Raw genomic sequence first — 26,282 nt, 5'->3', positions numbered from 1 at the left:
GTCAATCGAAGAAGGTTTGAGCACAAGAGGCTCTTCCTGGTTCTTTTTGATGTACTAACTGAATGCCACTTTTCTTTCTCTTTCTGGTAAAAAAGTAGGGCTTTCTTCAACGAGGTACCTTGTTGATTTATAATGTACTGTTTTGCTGTCGAGATTTTCCTGGTTTAATTGATTTATTAGTGTTTCATTATCACGAAAACCATCCACCCACTTTTTGATTTTTTTTAGACGCCATATATGCTTATAAGTTTTGTCATTTTTTATTTCTTTTATAACAATAAGCTTAGACAACTTAAAGGGAAGTAACTCTTCATTGATAACAAGTATTGCCAATAGCCAACGCAGTGAAAGGAATGAGGGATGAAAATCGCCGCTACGATGACTAATGTTTTTTAAAACTGAGCCGGTTTTATTAGTAAATTTGATATTTCCTGCGGTCAAGCAGCGTGCTATTTCTAGAGGCTCGCCGGTCATTTGAAAATGTTTTGGTGCATTATTGTGAGGACGAGTTTCAAAAGCAAACCACAATTTGCCTGCTGTATCTACTAAAAAACGAAAAACTGTTTCTTCTTCTTGGGCCAGCAGCTCTTTTAAGGTAGATAAAGACTTTATAGAAAAAGAGCTACCTTTACAGTTAACCGGTGTTTTTCCTGCATAAAAAATCGTTCCTGAATCAGGTGGGCAAGAAAAAAACTCATTACTTAATTGAATACTATTTAAAAACTTAATCATTTGCTTCGGTCACTATTATTACTTGCCATATCAAAACGATATACTACCTCCAAATTAGCCATTTGCGCTTGGAGAGATTTACCCCAATAATCATTATTAGTTGTTGCCGTATAGCGATAGACGGCATTAACTGCAAGATTGTTCCTAACATTATAAGTCAATCCTGCAAGACCTTGGTAAGTAAACGAATTTTGATCTCTGTTAAAATGAGGGCGATCGAAACGGCTTGTGCTGTTTAACGTGGCATGCATGAGGGCATAACCAATCCCTACCCCAGCAAAGGGTGAAAGGTTACTCAAAAGTTCAGGAAAATCATAATAAAGATTTGCCATAAGAATATTTGCTTTAGTGCCGCCATCAATGTCTAATCGTTTTATATAATTTGAACTATATTGATTGGTGTCAGCATATAAATAAGTATACTGTAACTCATAACGAATAGGATGACTTTGATATCCGATGCTACCACCTACATCATAGCCATAACGGTAATGTACATCAGAAAGTAAGAAACCATAATAGTTTGTTCTTACATTTGAGGATAAATGGGTGTAACCGCCAAAAGCGCTCGTATACCAGTTATTAACAGGAACGGTAGCAGAGGCAGATGCGGCTGTTAGTAACGCTGTAGCAAAGAGTGCAAGTTTCATAATTTCTTATTATTTTTTTCTTGTAAGACCATATTATCGAGTTGTATTCGAATTTGCAATTCTTTAGCTACAAACCGTTTTTTTGTTGAATTTAAAGGTTATCCTCAGCAGCGGAATTTGCATGTTCTATAATTTAAAAAAGGATTTACTTAAACTGATAAGGACGCCTAATGTTGAAAAAGACATTTCAAATGTTACTGATGGCAACTGTTTTATCAGCTAATGGTAATGCACTTGCCTGTCCATGCTTTAATGCATTTTATTTAAATTCGCTTTTTTCTAATAACCAAGGAATGGCCTGTTTTCTGTTCACCGATTATGGCAGAGTGGTTCGGGCTAGCCTTTCGGATGGAAGATATAGTGCTGTATCCTCTATTGATGGGTGCTCGTTAAATTCTGCCAGCAGTAATATCCATAGAAACTTTGTTTACTACTCTAATGATAATGAATTGTGTGTCGAAGAAATCTTAAATGCTTGCCGTATGCTTAACGTTGAAATTCAATATTACTAAGAATGAAAATTATTTTTATACTAGTGCATCTCCCTTTGCATAGAGCTATTTTGTGCTAATTGATTTGAATTGTTATCTAATTTATCATCCCCGCTCAAATCAATTCCAAATGAAGAAATAAATGAAAAGTCTGATAAAATATTTTATCGTAATGCTCCTAACATTGGTTCCTGTTCTTTCTTTCGCAACATTAAAACCATTCACCAACAATGATTGTGCTGCATTAGAAATGCCCAAAACAGTTTTATTAGTCCATGCCTCTTGGTGTTCCCACTGCAAAGCTTTCTTGCCAATATATGAGCAAGTTTCTAATAAAGAAAAATATAGGGATTGGATTTTCTATCAAATGGCCAATGATAAATTTGATAAGGTTTGTGGTACTACGATTAGAGCTGTTCCTGTTACGTTTAAAAATAATATGAAAAATAATTTAGTAGGAAACAAACCCTCAGCAGTCCTAGAAGAGTTTTTAGATTCGAATACTTAAAGTAAGTCAATAGGATTATATGATTGGAAAACTATAATCCTATAGTTTTTGAGTATAGGTAATGTTGACCAATTTATCTATAAATAGTGGGTTGGTTGTAATAAGACTTACCGGAGAGTACTTCCTATTAGCGTGAAGCACTACATTTGAACCATCAAGCTTAATTTGGAATAGAGGTCTATATTTAAGTTAAAGGATTAGCTTTTAAAAGAGGTGCCTATGGATGCTGAACAGTTAAATTCACTTCTTATTGAGAAAGAAAACATTGAAAATAAAATTTCTAATGAGCTTACAGAAAAAGAGATTAGAGAAATACAAAGAGAGGAGTTAGAGTTATTAAATAAAATTATTCAGCTCTTAAAAAAAGAAGAGCCAAGCAGAGAACTTTCTTGGGAAAAAGATAATCTATTTTATGCTATTTCTTTGCTGCATCATAATATTAGATTTTATCCTACCTTAGTGGGTCTTCGATCTCCTTTAATTTGGATTGATAAAGCTCTTAGAGAAAAAGGGGTTCTTACCCTGAGTCAAGTGAACGAAATGGAACAGGTTAATATGGATTTATTGATGAAATACATCAATACATTAATTCATCTGGTTGATGGAGAATGATTATTTCCAGAGGAAAAGTTTTTGCGGCCAATATTCTTAGCTATTCAAGCTGTTCCTTTTAATTCTTATTCTTAAGTCTTTTCTTTGATGCCCTCTCATGAAATACAAAATACAATCCAGGCAATACCAACAAAGTCAAAAAGGTAGATGAGACAATACCGCCAATGACTACCGTGGCAAGAGGTCTTTGCACCTCTGAACCCGTGCCAGTTGCTAATGCCATGGGGACAAATCCCAGAGATGCAACCAGGGCCGTCATTAACACCGGACGAAGGCGTGCGAGTGAACCTTGTAATACGGCATCTTTTAAATATAATTTTTTTTGTTCTCGTAGTTTATTGATAAATGTAATCATCACCAAACCATTTAAAACGGCGATTCCTGACAAAGCAATAAAACCTACGCCTGCTGAAATGGATAAAGGAATACCTCGCAACCAAAGAGCAAAAACGCCACCCGTCAAGGCCAGGGGAATACCGGAAAATACTAATAGGGCGTTAACTATATTTTCAAAGCTCATGAATAAAAGTAAAAAAATACCCAATAAAGTTATGGGCACAACTATTTGTAAGCGTTTTGAGGCTGATTGCAGTTGTTCAAACTGACCTCCCCATTTTATCCAATAGCCACTGGGAATTTTAACTGTTCGCTCAATGCGTTCTTTTGCTTCAGCAACAAAGGAGCTTAAATCTCGGTTTCTAACATTAGTGGTAACTACCACACGGCGTTTACCGCTTTCACGGCTGATTTGATTAGGACTTTCACTGCGTACCATTTTAGCCACTTCGCTTAAAGGAATAAAATGACTGTGGCCATCTTTTCCAAGAGGCAAAGGGATAAATACCTGTCTTAACACATCAGGACTTGAGCGTAATACCTCAGGTAAGCGTACGATCAAATCAAATCGCTTATCTCCCTCAAACACCTCCCCACCTTTTTTACCCCCTATGGCGATTAATAGAGCATCTTGAATACTGCCAATTTGTAGCCCATAACGAGCAAGTGCATCACGATCAATGTCTATAGTTAGAAGCGGCAGACCACTCACCTGCTCCACTTTAACATCGGAAGCGCCGGGTATTTTTTTAAGCTCCGTACTCATCGCGTCTGCTGTTTTTAATAAGGTACTCATCTCATCGCCAAATACCTTCACCGCCACATCACTACGTACTCCGGAAATTAATTCATTAAAACGCATTTGAATTGGTTGGGTAAACTCATAGTTATTTCCAGGGATTTCTTTTACCGCCTGCTCAATTTCTTGAACTAATTCCTGTTTGTTTTTTTTAGGGTTTGGCCATTCTTGGCGTGGTTTTAGCATGATAAATGTATCTGCCACATTCGGAGGCATGGGATCTGTCGCCACTTCTGCGGTGCCCAGTTTGGCAAACACACGTTTTACCTCCGGAAATTGCCTTATCCTTTTTTCGACTAAATCCTGCATGGAAATAGCTTGGGTTAAACTAGTACCTGGAATACGCATTGCATGCATGGCAATATCGCCTTCATCAAGGCTTGGAATAAATTCTCCTCCTAAACAAAAAGCAAGGATAAGGCTAATAAAAACTAAAACTACGGCGGCCCCAATGACCATCTTGCGAGCATGAAAACAGTGCCGTAACACCTTTGCATAACCTAGAGAAAGGAGGTGCATCAAGTGGTTTTCTTTTTCTTGTACTGGCCCTCGCAAAAAAATAGCGATGGCAGCCGGAACAAAAGTTAATGCGAAGAGCATTGAGGCTAAGAGCGCAATGATTACGGTTTCTGCCATAGGCAAAAACATTTTTCCTTCTACACCGGTTAACGTTAAAATCGGTAAATAAACAACCGTAATAATCGATACCCCAAAAATGCTGGGGCGAATCACTTCGGTGGTAGCAGCAGCAATTACTTTTAAGCGCTCTTCCAAATTTAAAGTTCGCCCTAGAGCATGCTGTTGCTGCCCTAAATGCTTCATGCAGTTTTCTACAATAATGACCGCGCCATCAACAATTAAACCAAAATCAAGAGCCCCCAAACTCATTAAATTGGCACTAATTTGATTTGTTACCATGCCGGTAATGGTAAGGAGCATGGATAAGGGAATCACGGCAGCAGTAATGAGCGCTGCGCGAATGTTACCTAAAAATAGAAATAGGATAAGGCAAACTAACAGCGCTCCTTCCAGTAAATTTTTCTTTACGGTATTAATCGTGGCATTTACGAGCGATGTTCGATTATAGACTGTAACTGCTTCGACTCCTGGCGGGAGTGAATTATTAATCTCTTTCATTTTGGCGGCCACGCGTTGCGATACGGTGCGACTATTTTCACCCATCAGCATAAAAACAGTTCCTAGAACAACCTCCTCGCCATTCTCTGTTGCAGCGCCTGTACGTAACTCTTTGCCAAGCCCTACTTCAGCTACCTCACGGATGCGCACAGGAGTTCCATTAAAGTTTGCCACCACGATATTTTCTATATCGGTACTGTTCTTCACTTGGCCTGGCACACGAATGAGGTTTTGTTCGCCATTACGCTCAATATAACCGGCCCCAATATTCGCATTATTACGCTGCAGAGCCTCGACCAGATTATTTAAACTCAAGCCATAACGTACCAATTTAGTGGGATCAGGAGTAATATGAAGTTGCTTTTCATATCCTCCAACCGTGTTCACCTCCGCAACGCCTTCTACGTTGCGTAATTGAGGTTTAATAATCCAGTCTTGAATTGTTCGCAGCTCCGTGGGGGTATGACGTTTATTTTTTGAAACATTGGATTTGTTCGTTACCGTATACATAAAAATCTCACCGAGTCCTGTTGAGATAGGTCCTAGTGTGGTTTCTGCTTCTGGCGGTAGTTTATCTTTAACTTGTTGTAAACGTTCGTTTATCAGTTGTCGCGCAAAATAAATATTCGTCTCATCTTTAAAGGCCACTGTCACTTGAGATAAGCCATAACGAGATAAAGAGCGTGTGTAATCAAGATTAGGCAATCCACTCATAGCCAACTCAACGGGAAACGTAATGCGTTGTTCTACTTCAAAAGGTGAATACCCAGATGCCTCAGTATTAATTTGAACTTGCACATTGGTAATATCAGGTACCGCATCAATTGGAAGACGCTGAAAATTGTAAATGCCCAACGCGGCTATAATGAGCGTGAACAAAAGAATAAACCAGCGATGCCGTAAAGAGAATTGGATAATTTTTTCAAGCATTATGATTCTTAGTCCTCATGGCTTGCGCCTTCCTTGCCTATTTCTGCCTTAATGTAAAAGCTGTTTTTGCTTACATAATGCTGGCCTGCATCTAATCCTGAAATCACTTCAGCCCATTCATTGTCTTTTTCCCCTAGACGAACTGGGGTTGCCTCAAAATAATCACCTTGTTGCACATAAACTACATCCTGCGTACCCATTCGCTGAAGCGCGGAAAGAGATACGGCAACGGGAACAGTTTTTTCCTTGATTAGGATAGCACCATTAACATACATGCCAGGAAGCCATAAACGATCTTCGTTATTAAGAACTGCCCGTGCCAAAGTCGTTTGACTATCCTCAATACCTAACGGAGAGATATAGGAAATGGTACTCCTGGATTTAGGCTTTCCTTCATCGCCTGTTACAGTTATATTCATGCCTGACTTTACCAAGGAAGCTTCCTTCCGATATAAGGTGAAGTCAGCCCAAACATTAGCGAGGTTTGCTATTTCATAAATAGGTTTAGTATTTTGGGCAAACTCCCCATTCGTTGCATGTTTTTGCACAATCGTTCCTGTTATAGGCGCTTTTATTTCATAGCTTTGTAAGCTTTCATTACTTTCAACAACCGCTAATAAGTCGCCTTTCGTGACCTCATCCCCTAAATTTTTAGTCATTAATTTAATAATTCCTGAATAACGGGCATAAATAGGTGCTTTGGTATCACGATTGGTAGTAATTTTACCCACGACATTTAATTGGGTTTTTATTACTTGCTGTTGAGCGATGGCTGTTTGGATTCCAGCAGCCTTAAGCATCGAAGGAATGATTTTTACGCGCCCCTCATAAGAGGAATACTGCCAATTTAATTGCTTTCCTGAATGATTAAAGTGAATTGTGACCTCAAATGAATGCGGCTCATCAATGACCTGCTTGCTCTGTAAAAAATTTCCCATAGGAATGAAATTAATTTGCTCTTTTTTTCCATTAAATCGAGTAAGCTCCAAACTCAAATTTGAGGGTATGGGCACAATCATTTCCCCATTTTTATAAAAATACACTCTAAAATGAGGTGGCATTCCTCGTTCAAAAATTAACAGTTCTACAGCAAAATCACCCTCTCTAAATAAACGACCTCCCTGGGGACCTTTTTCTACCACTTCTTGATGCTGATCTTCTCCTAAAACGTGGTTGGCTTCGGCACACACCCCAAGAGAGCTCATTCCTAATAAGAGTATGGTAATTTGCACAAGAGAAATTATTGATGATAACAAGCTCATTTACTCTCCTTGTTTGGATGAAGACCTAAAAGCCCTGTCAATTGAATTAATGTTTTATGGTAATCTGCATGAGCTTGCTGATAATGTCGCTCTTCTTCATACAAAGTTGTCAGTGCAATGGATAATTCAATGTACGTATATCGACCCATTTGATAGCCATCTTGCGCTAGTTTTATTGACTTTTGCGCTAGTGGTAACAAAGACTTAGTTACTAAATCAGCCTCATAACGACTTTGCTGGGCTTGTAAAAATATATTATATACCGTTTGACGGACATCAAGCTTGGCTCCCAAATATTGATGCATGGTTTGCGTCAATTGCGCCTCGGCTGTCATTATTTTTCCTTGATTGCGGTCAAAAACCGGGATTGGGGCATAAACAGACAGTACTGCTGCATTGCTGCCATCATCAGAGAAATGACGGCCTCCTATTTGAATATTTAAATCAGGCCATACCGATTTTTTGACCGCAGTAATGGTGGCCCGTTTGGCTTTTAGTTGTTGCTGCATTTGTAGTAGTTGTGGGCTTTGAGGTAATTTTTTTAAAAGCGTTGCCCAATCTAATGTAACATCGGGTAATCCTTTATCTACTAAGGGTAAATCGACCCTTAACCCATTACCTAATAAACGAGCAAGCTTAGCACGCTGGGATAACGCATCACGCTGCGCCTTTTTTTCCTGGATACGCGCCTCACCTAAACGTCCTTGAGCCAATCTTAAGTCTAACTCAGAGCCCGCCCCTGCTTTAACTCGTCGTTCTATCGAGCGCACAATATTTCTATTTAGGGTAATAAGTTTTTTGGTAACTTGATGCCATTGGTCTGCATACAAGGCATCAACATAGGTGACACCAACAGCCATGTAAATTGCTGCTTTTTGAACACTAATTTGCCCTAAGGCAGCTAAATAATCAGCATAACTTGCCTTCTTCAAATAGGAGAGACGCTTTCCTAGGGGGATAGGTTGCGTTATGGATGCAGTCGTTTCTGCCGACTCATAACTTGAATAGCTTCCCGAGCCACCAAAATTCTCTGCGGTTAACGTCAGCTGAGGATTAGGATAAAGACCACTTTGAATAAAATAACCGCGCATAGCTTGGGCTTTATCCAGTTCTGCTTGCAATTCAGGATTATTGCGATACGCTGTTGCTAAAGCTTCTTTAAAAGTAAATACCTGGGCTGACCAGGCAATTGAGCTCATATAACTGATTAATAAACAAATAGTTAAACTGAAATACCTCATTTTTTTATCTTAACCTATCCCTGCTTAAGATTATGATTGCTACCTCATTTAACTACATTATGCGACTAAAATATATTATTAATTTATTTTACGTCTCATAGAGCCCTTAGGTTGATGCATAGGTTTTAATAACTTATCGCATATTCAGCCAAACTGATAATGAGCTTTATACACCGGAAGGTGGCAAATCAATTTTAATATTTTGTTCCCAGGTTAATCTTAAGGCATTCATAATCGCAAATATGTCAATGAATTCCTGAATAATTGCTCCAGTGACAGGAGGAATATAACCCAGGGCTGCAAAACACATACCCATGATGCTCAACCCCATACCACCCAAAACACTTTGTAATACAATTTTTCTTGTTTTTAAGCTTAAGTGAAAAAGCTCATCTACTTTATTGAAGGTATTTTCCATAATCACCGCACTAGCAGCTTCTGCAGTTACATTACTAAATTCACCAAATGCAATTCCCACAGTCGCAGCAGTTAAAGCTGGGGCGTCATTAATCCCATCACCCATAAAAACAGTAGGTGCCTTTTTCACTTCCTCACGTACAATAGCGAGTTTTTGCTCTGGTGTTTGTGAGGCATAAATTTCCGCTACCTCTAACTGATTACCAATATACTTAACTTCCGATTCTCTATCACCAGAAACGATCATTATTTTATTAAACTGATGAGCTGGTTTTAAATGGCTGATAAAGGATTTCGTTTCAGGGCGGGCGGGATCATGAAAGTTTAGCGTTGCAGCAACTTTATTGTCGATTATCACAATGCACTCAAGGCCAGATTTCTCGCAAGGAAGCGTAGAGCTCAATTCAGGATGGGTTTTCAATAATTTTTTTCTACCGGTGATGTGTATTTTTTGGTTATTAATTGCTCCTTCTAACCCTTGACCAGGTATTTCAGAAACATTAGATGCTTCAAGAAGCACAATACGCTCTTTTTCTGCGGCATTCAAAACGGCGAATGAAAGAGGATGTTTAGAATAACGTTCCAGACTGGCAGCAAATTGAAGAATCTTCTCTCGTGTGTCATCAGCAGTTAGGGTTATTTCAGTTAAGCTAGGTCGGCCATAGGTTAAAGTACCCGTTTTATCAAAAATGGCCGTTTTACAGATGGGTAATTGCTCCACTACTGTGGGATCTTTAATAATAATCGATTGTTTTGCAGCTTTTGATATAGCACTAATAATAGTTATAGGGATGGCAATCAGCAAAGGACAGGGTGTAGCAATAACCAATACGGCAAGAAATCGAATGGAGTCACCCGAAATATACCAGGCCAAAACAGCAAAAATTAAAGCAATTGGCCCAAAAAACATTCCTATTTTATCGCCCAAACGCCTTATCGAAGGCCTTTTTTGTTCTGCTTCCTCTAGAACCTTGACAATAGAGGCATAACGAGAGTTCGAGGTAAGGCGAGTAGTCTTTATAATTAAGGGCGAGTCTCCATTCAAAGCACCTGATAAAACAAATGCGCCTGGGGACTTAGAAATTTGATAAGGTTCGCCTGTCAAATAGGATTCATCCATTGAGCCATGTCCCTCAATAACAGTACCATCAATGGGGCAAGTCTCATGAGGATATACAACAATTTCATCATCTATTTTTATGTGCTCTAATTCAACATCTTCTATACGATGATTTATTTTTCGATGAGCAATTAAAGGCATGCGCTGTTCGAGTGCCAATAATACGGATGAGGCTTTTCTCATAGCGTATCGTTCTAATGCCTGACCACTGGCAAGCATTAGAACGATAAAGGCTGCAGCAAGGTATTCTTGTAAAATTACCCCAGTAACCAAAGCTAAAGCTGCCAATATGTCTGCCCCCAGGCTGCCTTTTATAAGTTTAAAAATAATCTGCAACAATAATGGTAAACCGGCGGTAATCAAAAGAAAGAACAGGGGATATTGGGCATAAGGATTGTGGAATAATTGTAAGCACCCATAAATAATTAGCATTATGAGTGATAAAATTGAGACACCTACTTGCCACCTATTTTTGAGATCCATTGTTTATTTATACGTTTTAGATTTATTATTGTTTCTAACATAGCAAAATGCTACTGAGATCGTTTGCTTATCTTTAATAAAGATATTAGCATATTCAATAAATTTCTATTATAAATTCGTTATCTGATAATTTCTAAACTGCAAAATTTTTTATCTTGAGCCTATGCTTAGTATAATCTTACGTAGCTTATTGAAGGCTGAAAATGCGTATGCAAATAATGAAAGAACAAAAACAACTCTGGATTATCCTACTAATTGTCTTCATTAGTTTTATCGGCTCATCCATTGCGTATCCCATTTTTCCGCCTTTGTTTTTACAATCCACAGATCAGCTTATTATTTCTCCGCAATGGAGTGAGAATAGTAGGCGTATCTGGCTCGGGGTAACCCTTGCTATTTTCCCATTAGGACAATTTGTTGGCTCCCCTATTCTGGGAAGAAGCTCTGACTTGTATGGGCGAAAAAAAATCCTAATCATTAGCTTAATAGGCAGCATCTTGGGATATTTACTGACGGTTATCTCCTTTTGGATGCACAGTTTCTGGTTATTATTGTTTAGCCGTTTTTTAACTGGGTTTATGGAGGGCACCTTTGCGGTGGCTAGAGCATTAGCAGCAGAACTGACAACTATTAATAAATTTGTAAGCTTCGGACGCCTCAATACTATGGCAGGTATTGGTTATATAATCGGGCCTATTATTGGCGGTTTATTATCTAATTCAAGCCTTGTGCCCTGGTTTTCATGGTCGTTTCCATTTACCTGTGCGGGATTAGCGTCAATCACTGCACTGGGGTTCGCCTGGTGGAAACTGCCAGAACATAAAGCCTCTCATAAAATTGAGAAAGAACCCATAATGAGTCAGCTTAATATTATCCGTCAATTTAAGCATTTATTTGAGAATCATCCTCATTTGAGGTCTTTATTGGTTATCAGTACGTTGTTTACCTTTGCGGTGGACATGTTTTACGAGTTTGGGCCTGTTTATTTAGCTGGCAAGTGGGCTATGTCTCCGGGGATGATTGCACTTTATAATGCAGCATTGTCCGCTGCGTTAGCCTTTGGTGCCTCGTGGCTTCCCTATCATCTTTCAAAGCGCCTGCCCATTCATCAAGTTATTATTTGGGCAATAATGGTTACGGCACTTATTTTTGCCGCTATGGTTATTTTTCAACATCCGATCCCCATGTTTTTATTCTTTGCACTCATTGGTTTTAGCATCACTAGTGTAACCACGACTATGACGATTCATATATCCAACATGTCTCATACGACCATTCAAGGAGAGGTCATGGGCACGCAGGTAAGTTTGCGTACTTTAGGTGATGCAATTATTTGCATTGCAGGTAGTTTTTTAATTGTTATGTCCCTTATTTTACCTATTGTTTTTTGCTGCATTATCGCTTTGTGTGCGGGCATTCTCTGTATGGTATATTTAAAACCTGCGGTTGCAACACATCATAAATAACTCAACTGCCCTTCTAGTAGACTTACTCAAATAATTATCACCAAGTGAATTGGGGGTACGAAGTTGGGGGTATATTTTTCTTTCAGACAAGCCGAGCAAAAACCAAGAGGTGTCTCAATTATTTTATATATTAAAAATGTAGTCAATTTGAATATTTAAAAGCCAAGGCTTATACTTCATTTATCCATAAAGGAAAATTTTAAAGCACTTCCTGGGGATGGTGTATGAGCAAAAATCCACATATCGCGCCTGAAACACAAATCAAATTGCACTTTGAGCATATGGGAAAAGGCAGTGAAAAAAAACCTTTAGTTTTTCAAGTGCAGAATGTACGAATGGACTTTATTCAACATTGTATTAATCAAGGTTCGAAACTAAAATCACCGGAAACAGAGTTAAACAATTATTTAAATCGAGACCCGAACGCTCCTACGCAAACTTCTGCTAATCCTCCTTCCGCAGGAGATTTAAATCGTCAAAAATTATCTGCGCTTTTTGCTCACCTTTCTGCCTTTAACTATCAAATGGAAGGACTGGTTATTGAGCCAGTTGCTGTAGCTGATTTGGTCAAAAAAATGCAAGAAATAAATCGAATGAGCGATGATGAAGCTGCTAATTATTTGAACAAATTAATGGGTGAAAAAATTCCTGGCCTGCAAGACATGCCAATGGATGAGTTTTTATCCCATGTGGGGGAAATGTATCAGGAGCAAGGAGTTAATTTTCATTGTTATTTACGGGAAAACTTTTTCCAACCGCTTAAACCTGAGGCGGTAAAAGAGGCAGGTGCTGCGTTAAATTATTTTATGCCCGAAGTGTTTCATCAGCAACATATTAATACTTGTGAATTATCAAGTGTCATGACCGTTTTAAAAAAAATCGCCACTAATTTTGATCAAATGCAAGCATGGTGTATGGCTAATAATCAAACTATTCCTGAAGCAGTACTGGAGTCGCGCGAAAAAGTTAAAGCACTTGAGCAGCAATTTGATCAGTTTTTAAAAAATCCTGATGCCTTTCAAGAAAAGGATATAAAAAAACTCACTCATGAATACCGTAAAGAGCTTGAAAAAATCCAAATGCATATGGAACAAGCTTTTGGTAAGGAAATGAACCCTGATATCGTTCCCTATGTTAAAAAACATGCGAATCATACTTTGGCTACCCTTCATCATTTTGTTACCGCTCGTGTTATGCCGGAGGGATTTGATGTAGACGATAATAATTTAAAACAGGTTTTAAAAGCTCAGCAAACTCCTTTTCAGGCTAAAGTTTTAGACGGTCATCTCAATATTATTGTTGAAAAGGATATTGTAAAAAATTTACATAAAAACAATGAAAATGCAGAAGAAAAACAAGGATTTTTAGATAATATCAAGCAAATGTTTCTCTATGGAAAATCACGAGCTTTTACTGATTTTGTTGTATGTGGCCATGCTCTTTTAATGGATATTTGTAATAATGGTATTTTGAAAGTTATTGAGCACCGCAATGCCAAAGATGAGTCAACCATTTTATCCAAAAATGGACTAAGCGATATAGGTATTCAAAGTCCCTCCGGCAAAGAACCTAGCGCACTCAAAGAAACAGTCGATAGCATTGAGCAGAAGCTTAAAGTTTTATATATGGAACGAGATAATATTATTAAAATTAAAGTAGGGGTTCCCAGTGACTCACCTATGTTTGAAGAGATGAATACACTACTTGCCAAAAAAGACAATGAAATACGAGATCTCTTGGAGGTAGAAAAAAATGTCAAAGAGAAATATGGCTTAGAAAAACACGTTAACCCTGAATCCTCATTCAAAAACCATCGTGATGCATTTAAACAAATGAGAGAGGAGCATCAGATGAAAGAGCCTAAAAAAGAAGTGGAACTAGAACCTGAAGGTCAAAGCCTTAATTGTAACATACGCTAATATTGAACTAAGGTATGTGCCTTTATTTTCTGCAATTTTACTCACTAAACTACTTATAAATTAACTTTTTAGATTTTATTACAAATCACAGAATTCTCGTGAATTCACGCCTTGGAAAAATAATTTTATTTAATTCTATAGCCTAGTAACTGCTGGCCCTGAAGCTATTATTTGTCTCTCGTACACAGGACACAAACCATGTGGAGGATTTGCCAAACCAGCAATTTTTTTATTACAATTTAAAAGTGATTATTTTAATAATCATAATCTTATTAATTTTAACAGGAAAAGATACCCACTAAATAAGGACGAAAACTAATGATAATTAATAAAAACTTGCTGTTAGTCTTGCCATCTGTTTTTTCATGTACTCTTGCCTTCTCTGCTTCATGCGCCTTTGATCAATCAAAAACATGTCAATTAATTACCGATATTTTGCAAGACAAAGCAAGCAGTGGTCTCAATTATTACGCATCGACCAATTATGATCACCGTATGTCCGGTGAAATTAATGTCTATGATACTTCAAAAGTAATTAAGAGCACGGACGGAAAATTAACGTTACTCGCAGATCTGATTAATACCGGCTTTTGGAAAAGCGGAGAAATAATGACTCGAGCTAACCTTAACTCACCTCCATTTAACTCTCCAGTGCCCTCAGAAGTATGGACTACGAAAGAAATAAAACATGGTTACCTGGAAGTAAACATCAATTTACCTGTTTGTACCAAAAGTATCGATGGCTTATGTCAACAAGGTAAAAATCCAAGCTCCTACAATCAAGGATTATGGCCTGCAATATGGATGATGCCCACCTATGACTCTAATTGGCCTCAAAATGGTGAAATTGATATTATGGAAGCATACCCTAAAAATACGGTTTTTAACATAACTACAGCCGCGCTGCATTTTAATGGAAACTCCTCACAGTGTGGCGGTGGAGATTGTCGTGGTTGGGGTTATTCTCTTGATTCACATCAGTTCCCTCAATTAGCCTATGCGAACCCGCACACTTGGGGATTTGAATGGGAACAAGACCCAAACAGTCAAAATGGCGGCTATATCCTTACAGGCTATATTGATAACGTGAAAACCTGGGGACCATTAAAAACTGATTCACTACCTGCTGATGGTGCTGCTGCCTTACAACGAGGGTTTAACGATCCCAATGGCGGTTATTACCTTATCATTAACCTCGCGGTAGGTGGACCTTATGCTGGAGCGCCTAACTCGCAAATGCAATCTGCCAGCATGAAGGTAAACAGTGTGAAAGTTTATCAGATAGGGGGCTCTACTCCCACGGACCAGTGTAATCCTCCAATAGATTTTTCCTCATCTTATACACCTGATAAGAGGAATATTTCTTTGTCCTGGCATGCCCCTGGAAACAGCACGAATGTAGTAGCCTATCAAGTTAAGGATTGGCAAAAAAGATTATTATGGAAAGATAATAAGTTAAATTGGACAGATACCACGCTACCAGGTACATCAGGAAAATTTACCTATTTTCTGAGTTCGGTCTGCAGCAATGGAGTCTCTAAAGATGTCCAGTATGATGTAATTATTCCTGATACTCCTCAGTGCCTTCCTCCAACCAACATCAATGCGAATTACAGCAGTGATAAAAAATCCATCAGCCTTAGTTGGACTGCTCCAGCACAAAGTTTGCCAGTAACCAGTTATCAAGTTCGTGACTGGCTCAAGCGAGTTCTTTGGCAAGGTTCAGCAATGAACTGGACTGATCGATCTTTACCCGGAACTTCAGGAAAATTTACCTATTATATAAATTCGGTATGCAATAACCAGGATTCAACCATGTTGCAGAAAGATGTTAATATCAACTAGATAAATTTTTTCTCTTATCCTTGATGAGATTACTTTATGCTTTGGTGCAATCTCATCAAGGATATTTCCAATATCTATTCCCTGTTTGAATTTTACCATTAAGGACAAGAGTTTATTTTAATAAAAACTTCTTGGGACTCATTATGCTCAGCACTATTTTGAGTCCGAAACAATGAGTTTGCATTAAGAGGTGATTTATAATTTGCTTTGATTATGTTTTTTGCAGCTTCAAAACCCGTTCTTGCTTTGCTAATGGAATAACGAGCTTCTGGATTAAAATTCAACATTCCAAGTAATGTATCTTTTATCAGACGTTTTGCATCCATATCCAGCGATTTAATGTCACTAAAGAGAGAGCATAACATTCTAATGGGTGTCGCTTTATAATAAGTTCCAGGATCATCATAGGTACCGAAATCAACATTCCATAATAAAGCAATAACACGTGCCAGAGAGAAAATGTCAGCCTTATAATCGATACGGCTTAAATAGCTTCTTACCTCTGGAGCTAAATAAACTGGCGTACCACTAATAACATCATTTCTATGAATGGCATCTTTGCTCAATCCAAAATCTATAAAATGTACTTGGATTGGAGGACCCAGATCAACCATAATATTTTCGGGTTTTATGTCACGGTGAACAATGCCTTGTTTACATACTTGCTCCTCTAATGCATTGATTAAAGCGAGACTTAACTCAGCCCGTTGAAGCGAAGATAAATCCGCGCGCTCTTCAATGATGTAAAAAAGCTCCTTTCCGGGGAGATGATTCATTGCGGTGAAGCTTATTTGAGTACCCGAGGAATTGGTCACAAGGGTTGGCTTTTTCACTGCAAGATGAGGCGTTTTTTTTGTTAGCCTATATTCGTTATCAAGCGCTGAGAGGGGGTTAGAAGAATCATGTTCTTGTATTTTAACTACCCGTCTTTTACCATCTTTCCTTTGCTTTTTTATTTTTATTGAATGCTCATCAAAACTCATAGTGCCTTTGATTTTACAGACTTCCCCAAAAGTACCGTCCCCTAGAGGAGGGCCATTACTGATTAGTTCATAGCGCATTCCAGAATGACCTTCTTTTCGTTCACGTCGAAAGACATCATTTTTTAATGTAATTACCGTGCCGTTTTCTAAAGTATAAGGAGTGTCTTTTTTCCACAGATTTATTCCAGCTTGTGATTGCATTGTAAAAAACTGAATAAGTAAAGGCACAAACTGCATTTCCACATGCTTTAGATTGATCAATAGTGGGGTATCATTAGTATCACCGTTTAATGGCATAATTTTCACTCTGTTGCAAAGGGTTGAATTTAAGACCATAAAAAATAGCAATAAAATAGCATAAATATAATCCCCTCTTATTGAAAAATATTTTCCCTGTATTGAGCTCAGGTTTTTATCAATGATAAAATTAAGCATTACCAAGAAAACTCCTATATTCTTCGAATTCAAATACAAAATTCTTTAATAATGCTCATAAGCCATTGTAGTGGTTTGTGGTTAGTAAACCGTTTGTGGTAAAAGAGGTTAATGGAAAAACTTTTTTTGGGAAATGGTAACGGTTTTATTTCAAAATCCTGTTTTTCATTTAATAAGCAGGCTAAAGAGGAAGGGACAATTGCCAGGTTATCCGTTCCACGAATTACCTCAAGGGCGCTAATCAAATTAGGCACAGTTATTTTAATCTTTCTTTTAGAGCCAATATTGATTCCAAGCTGGACCAACGCATTTTCAATAAATTGAATTTCCACATGTCCTGCTTCCATAAATAATTCTGGAGTCAATTTTTTACTGGCGAATGGATGTGATTTACGCATGGCACAAGCCATCTCTTCTTCAAGTAAAAACTCTTTAATTATGCTATTTCCATGAGGTAGAAAATCTGCACCAATAACCAAATCAACAGTGCTTGCCAATGTTTCATCCAAATTTAAATGCCCTGTAATCCAAGCAGTTTTAAGTTTTATATGAGGAGCATATTGTTCTAGATACGCAGTTAATTTGGATAAAATGAGGAGCTCTCCGTGACTTCCAAAAACACAATTAAACGTTGCTATTTCAGTAGATGGGTCAAACTCATGGTGTGCGAAAACTTCCTCAGCATAAGTTAAACAGGTTTTAACTTTAGAATATAAAGCTATGGCTTTGGGTGTAGGCTGGAGTCCATGGGATTCGCGAATAAATAAGGGATCATCGAATATTTCTCTTAATCGTTTCAGAATTCCACTCATCGCAGCTTGGCTCAAATAACATTTATCAGCTGCTTTTGAAACAGAAAGCTCTGTAAAAAGTATTTCAAAATAAACTAATAAATTTAAATTTACTTTTTTCAAGTCCATTAGTGGATAGTCTTAGTGAAAATAAATTATTACTTGCGAATGATTATGTAACATAAATAAAAAATTATTACTATGCATCTTTACTGAGCCAAAGATTATTTGAACCTTCCATAGGCCAGTTATCCTAAAGTATATTTAGAGACATCAATATGATTCATTGTGCTATTTTTGATACAATGCAATTTTTAAATGAAAATATACTTCATGGATACTTCGGAAAACAAAGCTATTTCCCTTTCAGCGACTCAAGAACTTAAAGCACTTTTAGAGATTGATCGCACCAACAGACGAGCAGCTTGGTATAATCGTCTTATAACATGCCTACCCCATGCCATCTTCACTAGTGGCGAGCCAGAGATTATTTTTAATCCCGCAGGCCTCACATACTATAATCTTGAGCTTGCCAGAACCACCCCTAAAGAAGGCGGCGCAAGTTATACTATTCCTGAGCTAATCGATACGTTCTTAATCCATGAGGGCATTGGCATAGCCATTGAAGCACGTAATCCTAAACAAACTATAGATCTAAGTTATGGTGACGTCCTAGGCTTTCATCTCTATCGAACGTTTACTGAGCCAGAAGATCATCCCTTCAAAACAGATCAACTACATCCCCATATTATTCGCGAAGGTACCGATATCCTCATTAACGATGTGCCAGCACAGATCCTGCCGGTTACGTCAATAAAACTACTGGAAGCAATCATGCAACATTTCGGTATCAATGAGGCAAAAATCCAGCTCATCCATCTCCCAGAAACGGCTCAGAATGAGTTAGTATTTTCCATTGACAAAAATCAATTGGCACCCAACGAAATACAGGCATTGATACAAAAACTGGGCTGGTTTTTGCCCAGGTATTATTCCTATTTGGCTTGTGATCTAAACAATGTATCCTCTTTAATTGAAAAACACTAAACCAAATTGCACCAGCCCAATCTCTGGGCTCTTCTCTATTTATTTGGTATTGTTATAGGGCAAATCAATGAAAACAGAGGTACTTTATTGCACTAGTTATCTGAGAATTTGCAAATGATAAAATCAACCAGAATAAAATTTACGGTCATTCGTGAAAAATAGAGCTGACCTATTGAAATTAAATGAATTTTTTGCCTTTCTGCCACAATTACGATAGGATAATTTATTATGTTGCAGCTTAAAATTATTTAAGGGATTATGAACAACGGGACTATCCATTCCATTCAATTTATTTCTTTTCCCATTCATTTTCTGAATGATTCCTGTATTTTCACCCATGGTATTTTATTTAACCTAACCTACATCGCATAAGGACATATCATGAAGTTAGCGCGTTTAATGCCACAATTAGGCATCGGTTTCAGTACTTATTGTTTTATAAGTGCTGTACAGGCAGGAATACCTGTCTGGAGTTTCACACCAAATATCAATCACCCACCTACAGCAACAGTACTATCAACAAGCACCGTTGAGGTACAGTACACTGTAAGCAATAATTCACGAAAACCCCATAACCTGATTATTAAGCCACAAACAGGGGTAAGTCAAAATGGCCCTTGTCTGCTTGGACCCAAAGGCTCTGCAAATTCCACCTGCCTGCTGTCATTAACTATTAACGGCAATGCGTTACCTGCAGGCGGACTCTTTGGAGGTCCTGCTTTATGTCAAACTAATTCGAATGGAACACCTAACCTCAATGAGTGTTTCAGCCCGAGCAAAGCAGATAGTTTAGCCATTACAGTGATGCAAAATTTAAGTGCAAGTACGACAAATTTGGCACTTAGTATCAAAGGTCTTACCTTAAACGGAAGACCATCAGGCCAGCCTCGGGTTATTACCATCACCAACAACGGCGATGCCCCTACAACAGAATTATCCATTAATTATCCCACCTGGCCAACAGGAACTACAGTAGACACTACATCTTCCTCCGCATGCACCAATGGCAAGGTTCTAGCAGCAGGTGCTTCTTGCACAATCACCGTAGTTCCTGGTAGCACAGCAACATCCGGAGCAGGTAATGCAGCATGCACAACGGGAATTGCACCAATACCAGGTGTGATCTCTATCACTGCAAATAACATACTCCAAACCACCATAAATGTAGAGGTTCTGGGTTATGGCTGTATTTATCAAGGAGGCTTTATTTATGCCATGACCGAAACGGCAAATAGCTCTCAAAGCATTGGTGGTAAAGTGGTTGCCTTGACTGATCAGGAGCCCGTACATCCTGGAATTATCTATAGCTCAAATGGTGGTACAGGTCACGGTGGTCCTGTTTGGGATGCCGAAGATGTAAGTAACGATGTAATCCCTGGAATTGATAATACGTCTACTCCATTGAGCCCATCCCCTACTTTCTCTGAGCTCCAAACCACTTTTGCAGCAACTTATACCAATCCAAACCCTTTTACTGCTTCGTCATTTAGAGCATGTCAAGGTAATGCCGATGGTCAATGTAATACGGAAAATATTTTAAAGTTTTATAATACATTCATTACACACTATGACACATCTGGAACCCCACCATTCACAGCCACTCCTGGACCCACGCCCTTAACCTATTACGCTGCAGGACTCTGCGCACAAACAATTAATGGTTATGCAGACTGGTATTTACCGGCAATTTGCGAGATGGGTCCCACATACATACCAAATAATGCAGGTTGTATTGCTGGTACGCAAAATATCATTGATGCTTTACCCGCTTTAATTGGTGTCTCTGCTGCGGCCGATCCAAGCACCTCCTGCGCTCTGGGTGCAAACTGCCTTGCAGGCCTCTACCACAGCTCCACCGAAGACTCAGTTTCTAAACAAAACAACTCGTGGTCTCAGCTTTTCGATTCTGGAGCTAATGCTCAGGGCCCTGGTGTTAAATACTACCTATATGGGGTTCGATGTTCTCGAGCTTTTTAATAAAAGTTAAAAATCATAAGGGGTTATCGTAGGATAACCCCTTTTTTTTGCATCGCAGCAAAAGCAAGGGTCAAACGTTTTAAATCCAGAATAGCCTTGTTACCAATAGCGAGTTTCTAATATAAAAGTAAATTTCGGAGATAATATGGACCAAAAGATCCGCCTGACTGCAAAGGAGCCTCTTCATGAAGGTTATCTGCAAGTCTATAAATATAATTTAGAGATCCCCAGTTTTAGCCCTTCTAAAAAATTAATTTCCTTAGAAGGAAGAGAAGTCGTACATAGCAATGATTCTATTCTTGTACTTATCTATGCCCCTTTAATAGATAGCTTTATTTTATGCAAAGAATTTCGTGCAGGAGTATTTTGCAATACCAACCGGGATGATCCATTTATTCTTGAATGCGTATCAGGCACCATTGATAAAAATAGTAACCCCGAAGAGACTGCATATAGAGAGGTACATGAAGAGTCTGGACTTGTAGTGGAGCACGTACAGCACATTGCTAGTGTATATAAAAGTCCAGGATTAATGACTGAGAAAACACATATCTATTATGCAGAATTTTTTGGCACGCCTGAAGAAGGGCTTCATGGTCTGAAAGATGAAAATGAAGAACTATTAACTCAAGTGTTGCTGCGCGAAAAAGTCTACATGTTGATGGATACAATGAAAATTATCGATGCGGCAACATTAATTGCTCTATACTGGTTTCGTGCGAAATACCATAACAAGAAAAATTAAATTGAAACACCAGAACGATCTATTGCTCTTTATTTATAACCAAATTGGCGAAAGCATCTAATTTGCCAATACATCTCTTGGTTGCAATTTGAGGAAAACCTGGTTTAAAGCAAACCAGGCTTTTGTCCATTGTTTAAATTTTCCATTACATCTTCATAATCTTTCCGTATGCATCGGATACTCAACCTATACATACGATTTTAGAATATTCATTCTCATATTCTTCAGCTTTCCTTTTGCTTCCTACTTTATTATTAAAAAAGTATGGTGAAGATGAGTTGAATTGTGCTGGATTTGTTTCTTGTAAATAATTTTTTTCCTTTCTTGATAGGCTGCTTGGCTCTTTAGAGGCATAGAACTCTTCGAGCTGCTTCAAACGAGCAGGAGGAGCTTTCTCTTTTAATTGTTCCAAAACACATGCTTGTATGCTTGCGCGGCAAGACTCTAAAATGCTAGCAACCATATTGGTTTGATAATGCTCTGGAGCCAAAAATTCCATTTCTTTTTCATCATCGTGCTTATTAAGCAAAGATAAACTTGCTCGAAGTAATAATTTAATCTCTTGCGGTGAAAGAACCAAACCAAATGTTCTTAAAGTGCGTAACTCTTCTAACAAAGGATTTATAATTAAATTTCTGTTGTTGGCAAAAAGAGAGCGATTAATGTCAGCAGCAATAAAACTCACAATAAACTGATCATACATTGTATTAATATCGTCTAATTTTCTTTTTATTTTTTTATTAAGCCCTTCGATGCTGTCGATGCCTTTATCAGACCTGCTAAAATATAAGGTATTAATACCTTTGTTAATATCTACAACTAAAGGGTTATTAGGAGCTATAGCGTTTAATTGAGATAAAACCTCATAAAAGGAAAGAACCATTAATCGATTATTATTAAATTGAGTAACTAAAGTTTTCGCTTTTTCAACCAGTTGCGATTTTGAATAAATATTGAAGAAAGTAGAAAAATTTAATGTGGTAGTAAATTGCTCTACCGAGAAGGGTGTATCTTCAAGAAAGCGGATTTTTTCATTAAATTGTTCTATAAAAACCCTGAGTAATCTATTATTTTCAACTGAAAATAATGGCGTTTTTATTGCTATTGCGCATTGATAGGCATGCTGCAGTTGTCTATGCTGCTCAGTGGGGATATTCTGAGAAAGCCTATTGATGCGTATAGTCTCCAATACTGAGATTACTGCGGCAATTGAGGTTATTTGACCGTGTTGTAATCCGCTTATTAAATCAGCAAGAGAACGATGGTCTGTATCGTCCAATCCGTTAATTGACTCTAATAGAATATCTTCCCCCTCATTATCATCGCCTATAGGCCAAATCTGCGAGGCAAAAATTCCAGTCCAAATCTCGTAAAGGTTTGCAGCAAGAGCTTGGAAGTCATTTACACCATCACTAAAATCTGTCCGGTTAGCATACAAGATGGCATCAACTCGCTCGCTCATGCCGTAATCAATAAAAGAGAGCCGTCTATTTGTATCGCAAATAATATTTTTTGTTTGGGTATCCAAATGCATAATGTCATGGCTATGCACCTGATAATATAAAGCTTCGGTTAAATTAATTGATAAACGAAGTTTTTCATCAATAGTTAAGATATTATTTAAATTGGTATAATCTTCTAATTGTTTACCTACAAAATACTTCATAAATAAATAGGTATTCTCTGTAGTTTCCATGAATTTCATATGCGAATAAGGTGAGGTGGTTTCGTATTCTGCCTCTGCTCCTAGCTTCACTACGCGATTTTTTCGTGCTTTAAATGAGGCACGATTATTGGTTATTATTACTTCACCTAATACAGGATAAACCTGGTCTTTTTCTTCTTTACCTAACTGTTCCGCACCAATTACTTCAAAATGAAATTTAGAAGTATAGCGGCACTGCCTAATTACTATAGTATGAGACAACTGAATATCATCAATTAAATTATGGGCATCGAGTTGGTAATTGCCTTTATTCGCTTGTTCCGTTAAAAATTTAGCAAGTCTCGTAGAATGCTCCGCATTATTTTTGAAATCTAATACGTTTATATTCATTTAGGCTCCTTAATGCTTGGCACAATTTAAAACAAGAAGTTATATAGGGTAAAAGGCTGGATAACTACTAGGTTTTACCTTGCAGCATATGATTTAATTATGATTCGATTGGTTTAATTTGAAACATTATACGCATTGCTTTCAATTAGTCAACTTTTTGTTTATTGTTAGACCAATTGGATTTTTCTTTTTACAGCACTCCAATCTTGCATAGGCTAGGGTTCCACTCGGGTTAATTGTAATACCAAACAGGGAAGATTAGTTGCAACACAAGCACCTAAGCTTCCATATATTTACTAATTATATTAATGAAAACCATTACGAACATGTAGAATATATGAATCTGCTAGCAATTATTTAATAAAACCTATAGATTTGAATTTTAACAATAATAATTCTACTCATGTCAGAAACCTTAGTCCTCGCATTTTCCTTATTATTAGTCACTGGCTTTCTATGCCAATGGATAGCGTCCTATATAAAGGTTCCCGCTATATTATTTTTACTACTTATCGGAATTTCTGTGGGGCCTGTTTTTCACTGGCTTAAACCAGATAAGCAGTTGGGAGACTTATTATTTCCTTTTGTCTCTTTTTCCGTAGCTATAATTTTATTTGAAGGAAGCATGACGCTTTCTTTTTCGAAAATTAGCGGCTTAGGTCGGGTTATACGCAATTTAATTAGCTGGGGTGCATTGATAACATTTATCTTAGTGGCTATTTGTACTCATCTAATAATGAATATCTCCTGGGCAATATCTTTTTTGTTTGCCGCGTTAATGACGGTTACTGGGCCTACTGTTATTTCTCCCTTGTTAAGAATATTGCGGCCAAACTCCAACATCTCTAATGTATTACATTGGGAAGGAATATTAATTGACCCTTTAGGCGCTATTTTAGCTGTTCTAGTATTTGAAGTTCTAATTTCTAATAGCCTTGCCAAAGGCATTCTCGCAGGATTATTCGTTTTTATAAAGATATCGCTTATGGGTGTCTTTTGGGGGTTAATTGGCGGATTGTGCTTAGGAGTCGCTTTTAAAAAATTTTGGATTCCTCAGCACTTACACAACTTCGCTGTTCTGGCAATGATTGGGATTATATTTTCTAGCGCTAATTATTTAATTTCCGAATCAGGATTATTAGCAATAACTATAATGGGAGTGACTTTAGCGAATTTTAAAAAAATTGAGTTGGAGCATGTTTTAAATTTTAAAGAAAGCCTCAGTATTATCTTAGTGTCGTGTTTATTTATTGTACTCTCAGCACGAATTAATTTATCCTCGTTTATCGAGTTAGGCTACCCGGCTCTAGTTCTTTTTCTTATAATTCAATTTTTAATACGCCCTGTAAACGTTTATCTTTCCTCTTGGGGCTCTGATTTAACTATGTCTGAACGGCATGTAATATCATGGGTAGCTCCACGCGGTATTATAGCCGCCGCTGTTTCTTCATTATTTGCCATGAAACTAACTCAACTAGGTTATCTTGATGCAGAAAAATTAGTGCCTCTAACTTTCTTTATGATTATTTCAACCATCATATTACAAAGCCTTACCGCGAAAACGATAGCCACCCGGTTAAAAGTTGCGGAACCTAAACCCCAAGGATTTCTTATTATTGGCGCGAATAATGTATCCCAAGCCATTGCGGTACAACTTAAAGAAAATAATTTTTATACCTGCTTAATCGATGAAGAATGGGACCAACTTAATGCAGCAAGAATGAAGGATCTACCTACATTATGGGGCAATCCTATATCGAAATATATTGAAGAAAAAATAGATTTAATTCAAATTAAACAGTTATTAATTATTACTCCTTATTTGGATTTAAATATTCTTACCGCGAAACATTATCGTTCCATTTTCTCTGAAAAAGATATTTTTGCTATTCAAACTTTAGTGCCACAACCCGGGCAAAAGGAAGATAAATTTGATTTTAAAAACAGCGGTAGAGTGCTTTTTAATTCCGCTTTAACTTACGAGAATTTCAATAAGCTATTAGCTGAAGGTGCTAAAATTAAAACCACGACGCTCACGGAACAATTCTCTTTTGAAGATTATCAAGCGAAGACTGATTTAAATTATCCTTTATTTGCCATTGACCCTAAAAATACCATACTCGTATTTTCTGAGGAAAATGAGTTCAAACCCATTAAAGATTGGAAAATAATTGGGATTCAATTGGAGCAAAAAAGCGCCTAGTAGAATTTTAAAAATAAATAATTCTTCTAAACTGTAACAGCATATATTTGCATATCCTTAACACAATATCAGCATAACAACCGGTCCATGTGAACTA

At 37.6% G+C, this 26,282-nt stretch carries 19 protein-coding genes; 10 read left to right on the top strand and 9 right to left on the bottom strand.

Annotation, left to right across the window (positions count from 1 at the left end):
* Positions 1 to 54: 54 nt before the first annotated feature.
* Both BN3124_RS04685 and BN3124_RS04680 read right to left on the bottom strand, forming a co-directional pair.
* On the bottom strand, positions 55 to 732 hold the full coding sequence (locus BN3124_RS04685) for a hypothetical protein (protein WP_058533717.1): 678 nt from the start codon (positions 730 to 732) through the stop codon (positions 55 to 57).
* Entirely contained in the window at positions 729 to 1,382 is a 654-nt protein-coding gene (locus BN3124_RS04680) for an outer membrane protein (RefSeq protein ID WP_058533716.1), read from the bottom strand. The genes BN3124_RS04685 and BN3124_RS04680 overlap by 4 nt, the downstream gene beginning before the upstream one ends.
* Before the next feature lie 170 nt (positions 1,383 to 1,552).
* On the opposite strand from BN3124_RS04680, the gene BN3124_RS04675 reads away from it, so the two are divergent.
* From BN3124_RS04675 to BN3124_RS04665, 3 genes are all read left to right on the top strand, one after another.
* Positions 1,553 to 1,894 carry a hypothetical protein gene (locus BN3124_RS04675; RefSeq protein ID WP_058533715.1) on the top strand — a complete coding sequence of 114 codons (342 nt, stop codon included), beginning with the start codon at positions 1,553 to 1,555 and terminating at the stop codon, positions 1,892 to 1,894.
* Positions 1,895 to 2,015: 121 nt separating this feature from the next.
* Positions 2,016 to 2,381, top strand: a complete 366-nt coding sequence (locus BN3124_RS04670) for a thioredoxin family protein (protein ID WP_058533714.1) — start codon at positions 2,016 to 2,018, stop codon at positions 2,379 to 2,381.
* Between the two features lie 219 nt (positions 2,382 to 2,600).
* Entirely contained in the window at positions 2,601 to 2,993 is a 393-nt protein-coding gene (locus BN3124_RS04665) for a hypothetical protein (RefSeq protein WP_058533713.1), read from the top strand.
* Positions 2,994 to 3,051: 58 nt separating this feature from the next.
* On the opposite strand, the gene BN3124_RS04660 is transcribed toward BN3124_RS04665, so the two are convergent.
* The 4 genes from BN3124_RS04660 to BN3124_RS04645 all read right to left on the bottom strand — a co-directional run bounded on the left by BN3124_RS04660 (position 3,052) and on the right by BN3124_RS04645 (position 10,667).
* A complete protein-coding gene (locus BN3124_RS04660) occupies positions 3,052 to 6,195 on the bottom strand; it encodes a CusA/CzcA family heavy metal efflux RND transporter (protein ID WP_058533712.1) in 3,144 nt (1,047 codons plus the stop codon).
* An 8-nt stretch (positions 6,196 to 6,203) separates the two neighbouring features.
* Entirely contained in the window at positions 6,204 to 7,457 is a 1,254-nt protein-coding gene (locus tag BN3124_RS04655) for an efflux RND transporter periplasmic adaptor subunit (RefSeq protein WP_058533711.1), read from the bottom strand.
* On the bottom strand, positions 7,454 to 8,656 hold the full coding sequence (locus BN3124_RS04650) for a TolC family protein (protein ID WP_230849108.1): 1,203 nt from the start codon (positions 8,654 to 8,656) through the stop codon (positions 7,454 to 7,456). The genes BN3124_RS04655 and BN3124_RS04650 overlap by 4 nt, the downstream gene beginning before the upstream one ends.
* Before the next feature lie 208 nt (positions 8,657 to 8,864).
* Entirely contained in the window at positions 8,865 to 10,667 is a 1,803-nt protein-coding gene (locus tag BN3124_RS04645) for a heavy metal translocating P-type ATPase (protein WP_230849073.1), read from the bottom strand.
* A 254-nt stretch (positions 10,668 to 10,921) separates the two neighbouring features.
* Between BN3124_RS04645 and BN3124_RS04640 the strand changes: the two genes are divergently transcribed.
* From BN3124_RS04640 to BN3124_RS04630, 3 genes are all read left to right on the top strand, one after another.
* The gene (locus BN3124_RS04640; protein ID WP_058533708.1) at positions 10,922 to 12,184 is read left to right on the top strand and encodes an MFS transporter; all 1,263 of its coding nucleotides are present in this window, start codon (positions 10,922 to 10,924) and stop codon (positions 12,182 to 12,184) included.
* Between the two features lie 224 nt (positions 12,185 to 12,408).
* Positions 12,409 to 14,103 carry a hypothetical protein gene (locus BN3124_RS04635; RefSeq protein WP_058533707.1) on the top strand — a complete coding sequence of 565 codons (1,695 nt, stop codon included), beginning with the start codon at positions 12,409 to 12,411 and terminating at the stop codon, positions 14,101 to 14,103.
* Positions 14,104 to 14,421: 318 nt separating this feature from the next.
* Positions 14,422 to 15,948, top strand: coding sequence for a glycoside hydrolase family 16 protein (locus BN3124_RS04630; RefSeq protein ID WP_058533706.1), 1,527 nt, complete (start codon positions 14,422 to 14,424; stop codon positions 15,946 to 15,948).
* A gap of 98 nt (positions 15,949 to 16,046) precedes the next feature.
* Here BN3124_RS04630 and BN3124_RS04625 read toward each other — a convergent pair whose 3' ends face one another.
* On the bottom strand, positions 16,047 to 17,228 hold the full coding sequence (locus BN3124_RS04625; protein WP_196398896.1) for a protein kinase domain-containing protein: 1,182 nt from the start codon (positions 17,226 to 17,228) through the stop codon (positions 16,047 to 16,049).
* Between the two features lie 167 nt (positions 17,229 to 17,395).
* Entirely contained in the window at positions 17,396 to 18,286 is an 891-nt protein-coding gene (locus tag BN3124_RS04620) for a LysR family transcriptional regulator (protein ID WP_058533704.1), read from the bottom strand.
* A 189-nt stretch (positions 18,287 to 18,475) separates the two neighbouring features.
* Between BN3124_RS04620 and BN3124_RS04615 the strand changes: the two genes are divergently transcribed.
* From BN3124_RS04615 to BN3124_RS04600, 3 genes are all read left to right on the top strand, one after another.
* Positions 18,476 to 19,204, top strand: coding sequence for a hypothetical protein (locus tag BN3124_RS04615; RefSeq protein WP_230849072.1), 729 nt, complete (start codon positions 18,476 to 18,478; stop codon positions 19,202 to 19,204).
* Positions 19,205 to 19,585: 381 nt separating this feature from the next.
* Positions 19,586 to 21,181: a hypothetical protein gene (locus BN3124_RS04605; protein ID WP_058533701.1), complete on the top strand. Its 1,596-nt coding sequence runs from the start codon at positions 19,586 to 19,588 to the stop codon at positions 21,179 to 21,181.
* A gap of 145 nt (positions 21,182 to 21,326) precedes the next feature.
* Positions 21,327 to 21,926 (top strand): NUDIX domain-containing protein, encoded by a 600-nt coding sequence (locus BN3124_RS04600; RefSeq protein WP_058533700.1) that lies wholly within the window; start codon positions 21,327 to 21,329, stop codon positions 21,924 to 21,926.
* Positions 21,927 to 22,107: 181 nt separating this feature from the next.
* Here the strand turns inward: BN3124_RS04600 and BN3124_RS04595 are convergent, their stop codons facing one another.
* Positions 22,108 to 23,982, bottom strand: coding sequence for a protein kinase domain-containing protein (locus BN3124_RS04595; RefSeq protein WP_058533699.1), 1,875 nt, complete (start codon positions 23,980 to 23,982; stop codon positions 22,108 to 22,110).
* Between the two features lie 403 nt (positions 23,983 to 24,385).
* Between BN3124_RS04595 and BN3124_RS04590 the strand changes: the two genes are divergently transcribed.
* The gene (locus tag BN3124_RS04590) at positions 24,386 to 26,185 is read left to right on the top strand and encodes a cation:proton antiporter (protein WP_058533698.1); all 1,800 of its coding nucleotides are present in this window, start codon (positions 24,386 to 24,388) and stop codon (positions 26,183 to 26,185) included.
* The last annotated feature ends 97 nt before the right edge of the window (positions 26,186 to 26,282 follow it).

It is taken from the genome of Legionella saoudiensis (genome assembly GCF_001465875.1).
GTDB classification, from domain to species: domain Bacteria; phylum Pseudomonadota; class Gammaproteobacteria; order Legionellales; family Legionellaceae; genus Legionella; species Legionella saoudiensis.
This window is presented reverse-complemented; position numbering and strand designations above follow the sequence as displayed.

Excerpts from the sequence above, each read along its gene's own strand:
- BN3124_RS04685 (WP_058533717.1), bottom strand. The coding sequence starts at position 732 with ATGATTAAGTTTTTAAATAGTATTCAATTAAGTAATGAGTTTTTTTCT.
- BN3124_RS04680 (WP_058533716.1), bottom strand. The coding sequence starts at position 1,382 with ATGAAACTTGCACTCTTTGCTACAGCGTTACTAACAGCCGCATCTGCC.
- BN3124_RS04675 (WP_058533715.1), top strand. The coding sequence starts at position 1,553 with ATGTTGAAAAAGACATTTCAAATGTTACTGATGGCAACTGTTTTATCA.
- BN3124_RS04670 (WP_058533714.1), top strand. The coding sequence starts at position 2,016 with ATGAAAAGTCTGATAAAATATTTTATCGTAATGCTCCTAACATTGGTT.
- BN3124_RS04665 (WP_058533713.1), top strand. The coding sequence starts at position 2,601 with ATGGATGCTGAACAGTTAAATTCACTTCTTATTGAGAAAGAAAACATT.
- BN3124_RS04660 (WP_058533712.1), bottom strand. The coding sequence starts at position 6,195 with ATGCTTGAAAAAATTATCCAATTCTCTTTACGGCATCGCTGGTTTATT.
- BN3124_RS04655 (WP_058533711.1), bottom strand. The coding sequence starts at position 7,457 with ATGAGCTTGTTATCATCAATAATTTCTCTTGTGCAAATTACCATACTC.
- BN3124_RS04650 (WP_230849108.1), bottom strand. The coding sequence starts at position 8,656 with ATGAGCTCAATTGCCTGGTCAGCCCAGGTATTTACTTTTAAAGAAGCT.
- BN3124_RS04645 (WP_230849073.1), bottom strand. The coding sequence starts at position 10,667 with ATGCTAATTATTTATGGGTGCTTACAATTATTCCACAATCCTTATGCC.
- BN3124_RS04640 (WP_058533708.1), top strand. The coding sequence starts at position 10,922 with ATGCGTATGCAAATAATGAAAGAACAAAAACAACTCTGGATTATCCTA.
- BN3124_RS04635 (WP_058533707.1), top strand. The coding sequence starts at position 12,409 with ATGAGCAAAAATCCACATATCGCGCCTGAAACACAAATCAAATTGCAC.
- BN3124_RS04630 (WP_058533706.1), top strand. The coding sequence starts at position 14,422 with ATGATAATTAATAAAAACTTGCTGTTAGTCTTGCCATCTGTTTTTTCA.
- BN3124_RS04625 (WP_196398896.1), bottom strand. The coding sequence starts at position 17,228 with ATGCCATTAAACGGTGATACTAATGATACCCCACTATTGATCAATCTA.
- BN3124_RS04620 (WP_058533704.1), bottom strand. The coding sequence starts at position 18,286 with ATGGACTTGAAAAAAGTAAATTTAAATTTATTAGTTTATTTTGAAATA.
- BN3124_RS04615 (WP_230849072.1), top strand. The coding sequence starts at position 18,476 with ATGAAAATATACTTCATGGATACTTCGGAAAACAAAGCTATTTCCCTT.
- BN3124_RS04605 (WP_058533701.1), top strand. The coding sequence starts at position 19,586 with ATGAAGTTAGCGCGTTTAATGCCACAATTAGGCATCGGTTTCAGTACT.
- BN3124_RS04600 (WP_058533700.1), top strand. The coding sequence starts at position 21,327 with ATGGACCAAAAGATCCGCCTGACTGCAAAGGAGCCTCTTCATGAAGGT.
- BN3124_RS04595 (WP_058533699.1), bottom strand. The coding sequence starts at position 23,982 with ATGAATATAAACGTATTAGATTTCAAAAATAATGCGGAGCATTCTACG.
- BN3124_RS04590 (WP_058533698.1), top strand. The coding sequence starts at position 24,386 with ATGTCAGAAACCTTAGTCCTCGCATTTTCCTTATTATTAGTCACTGGC.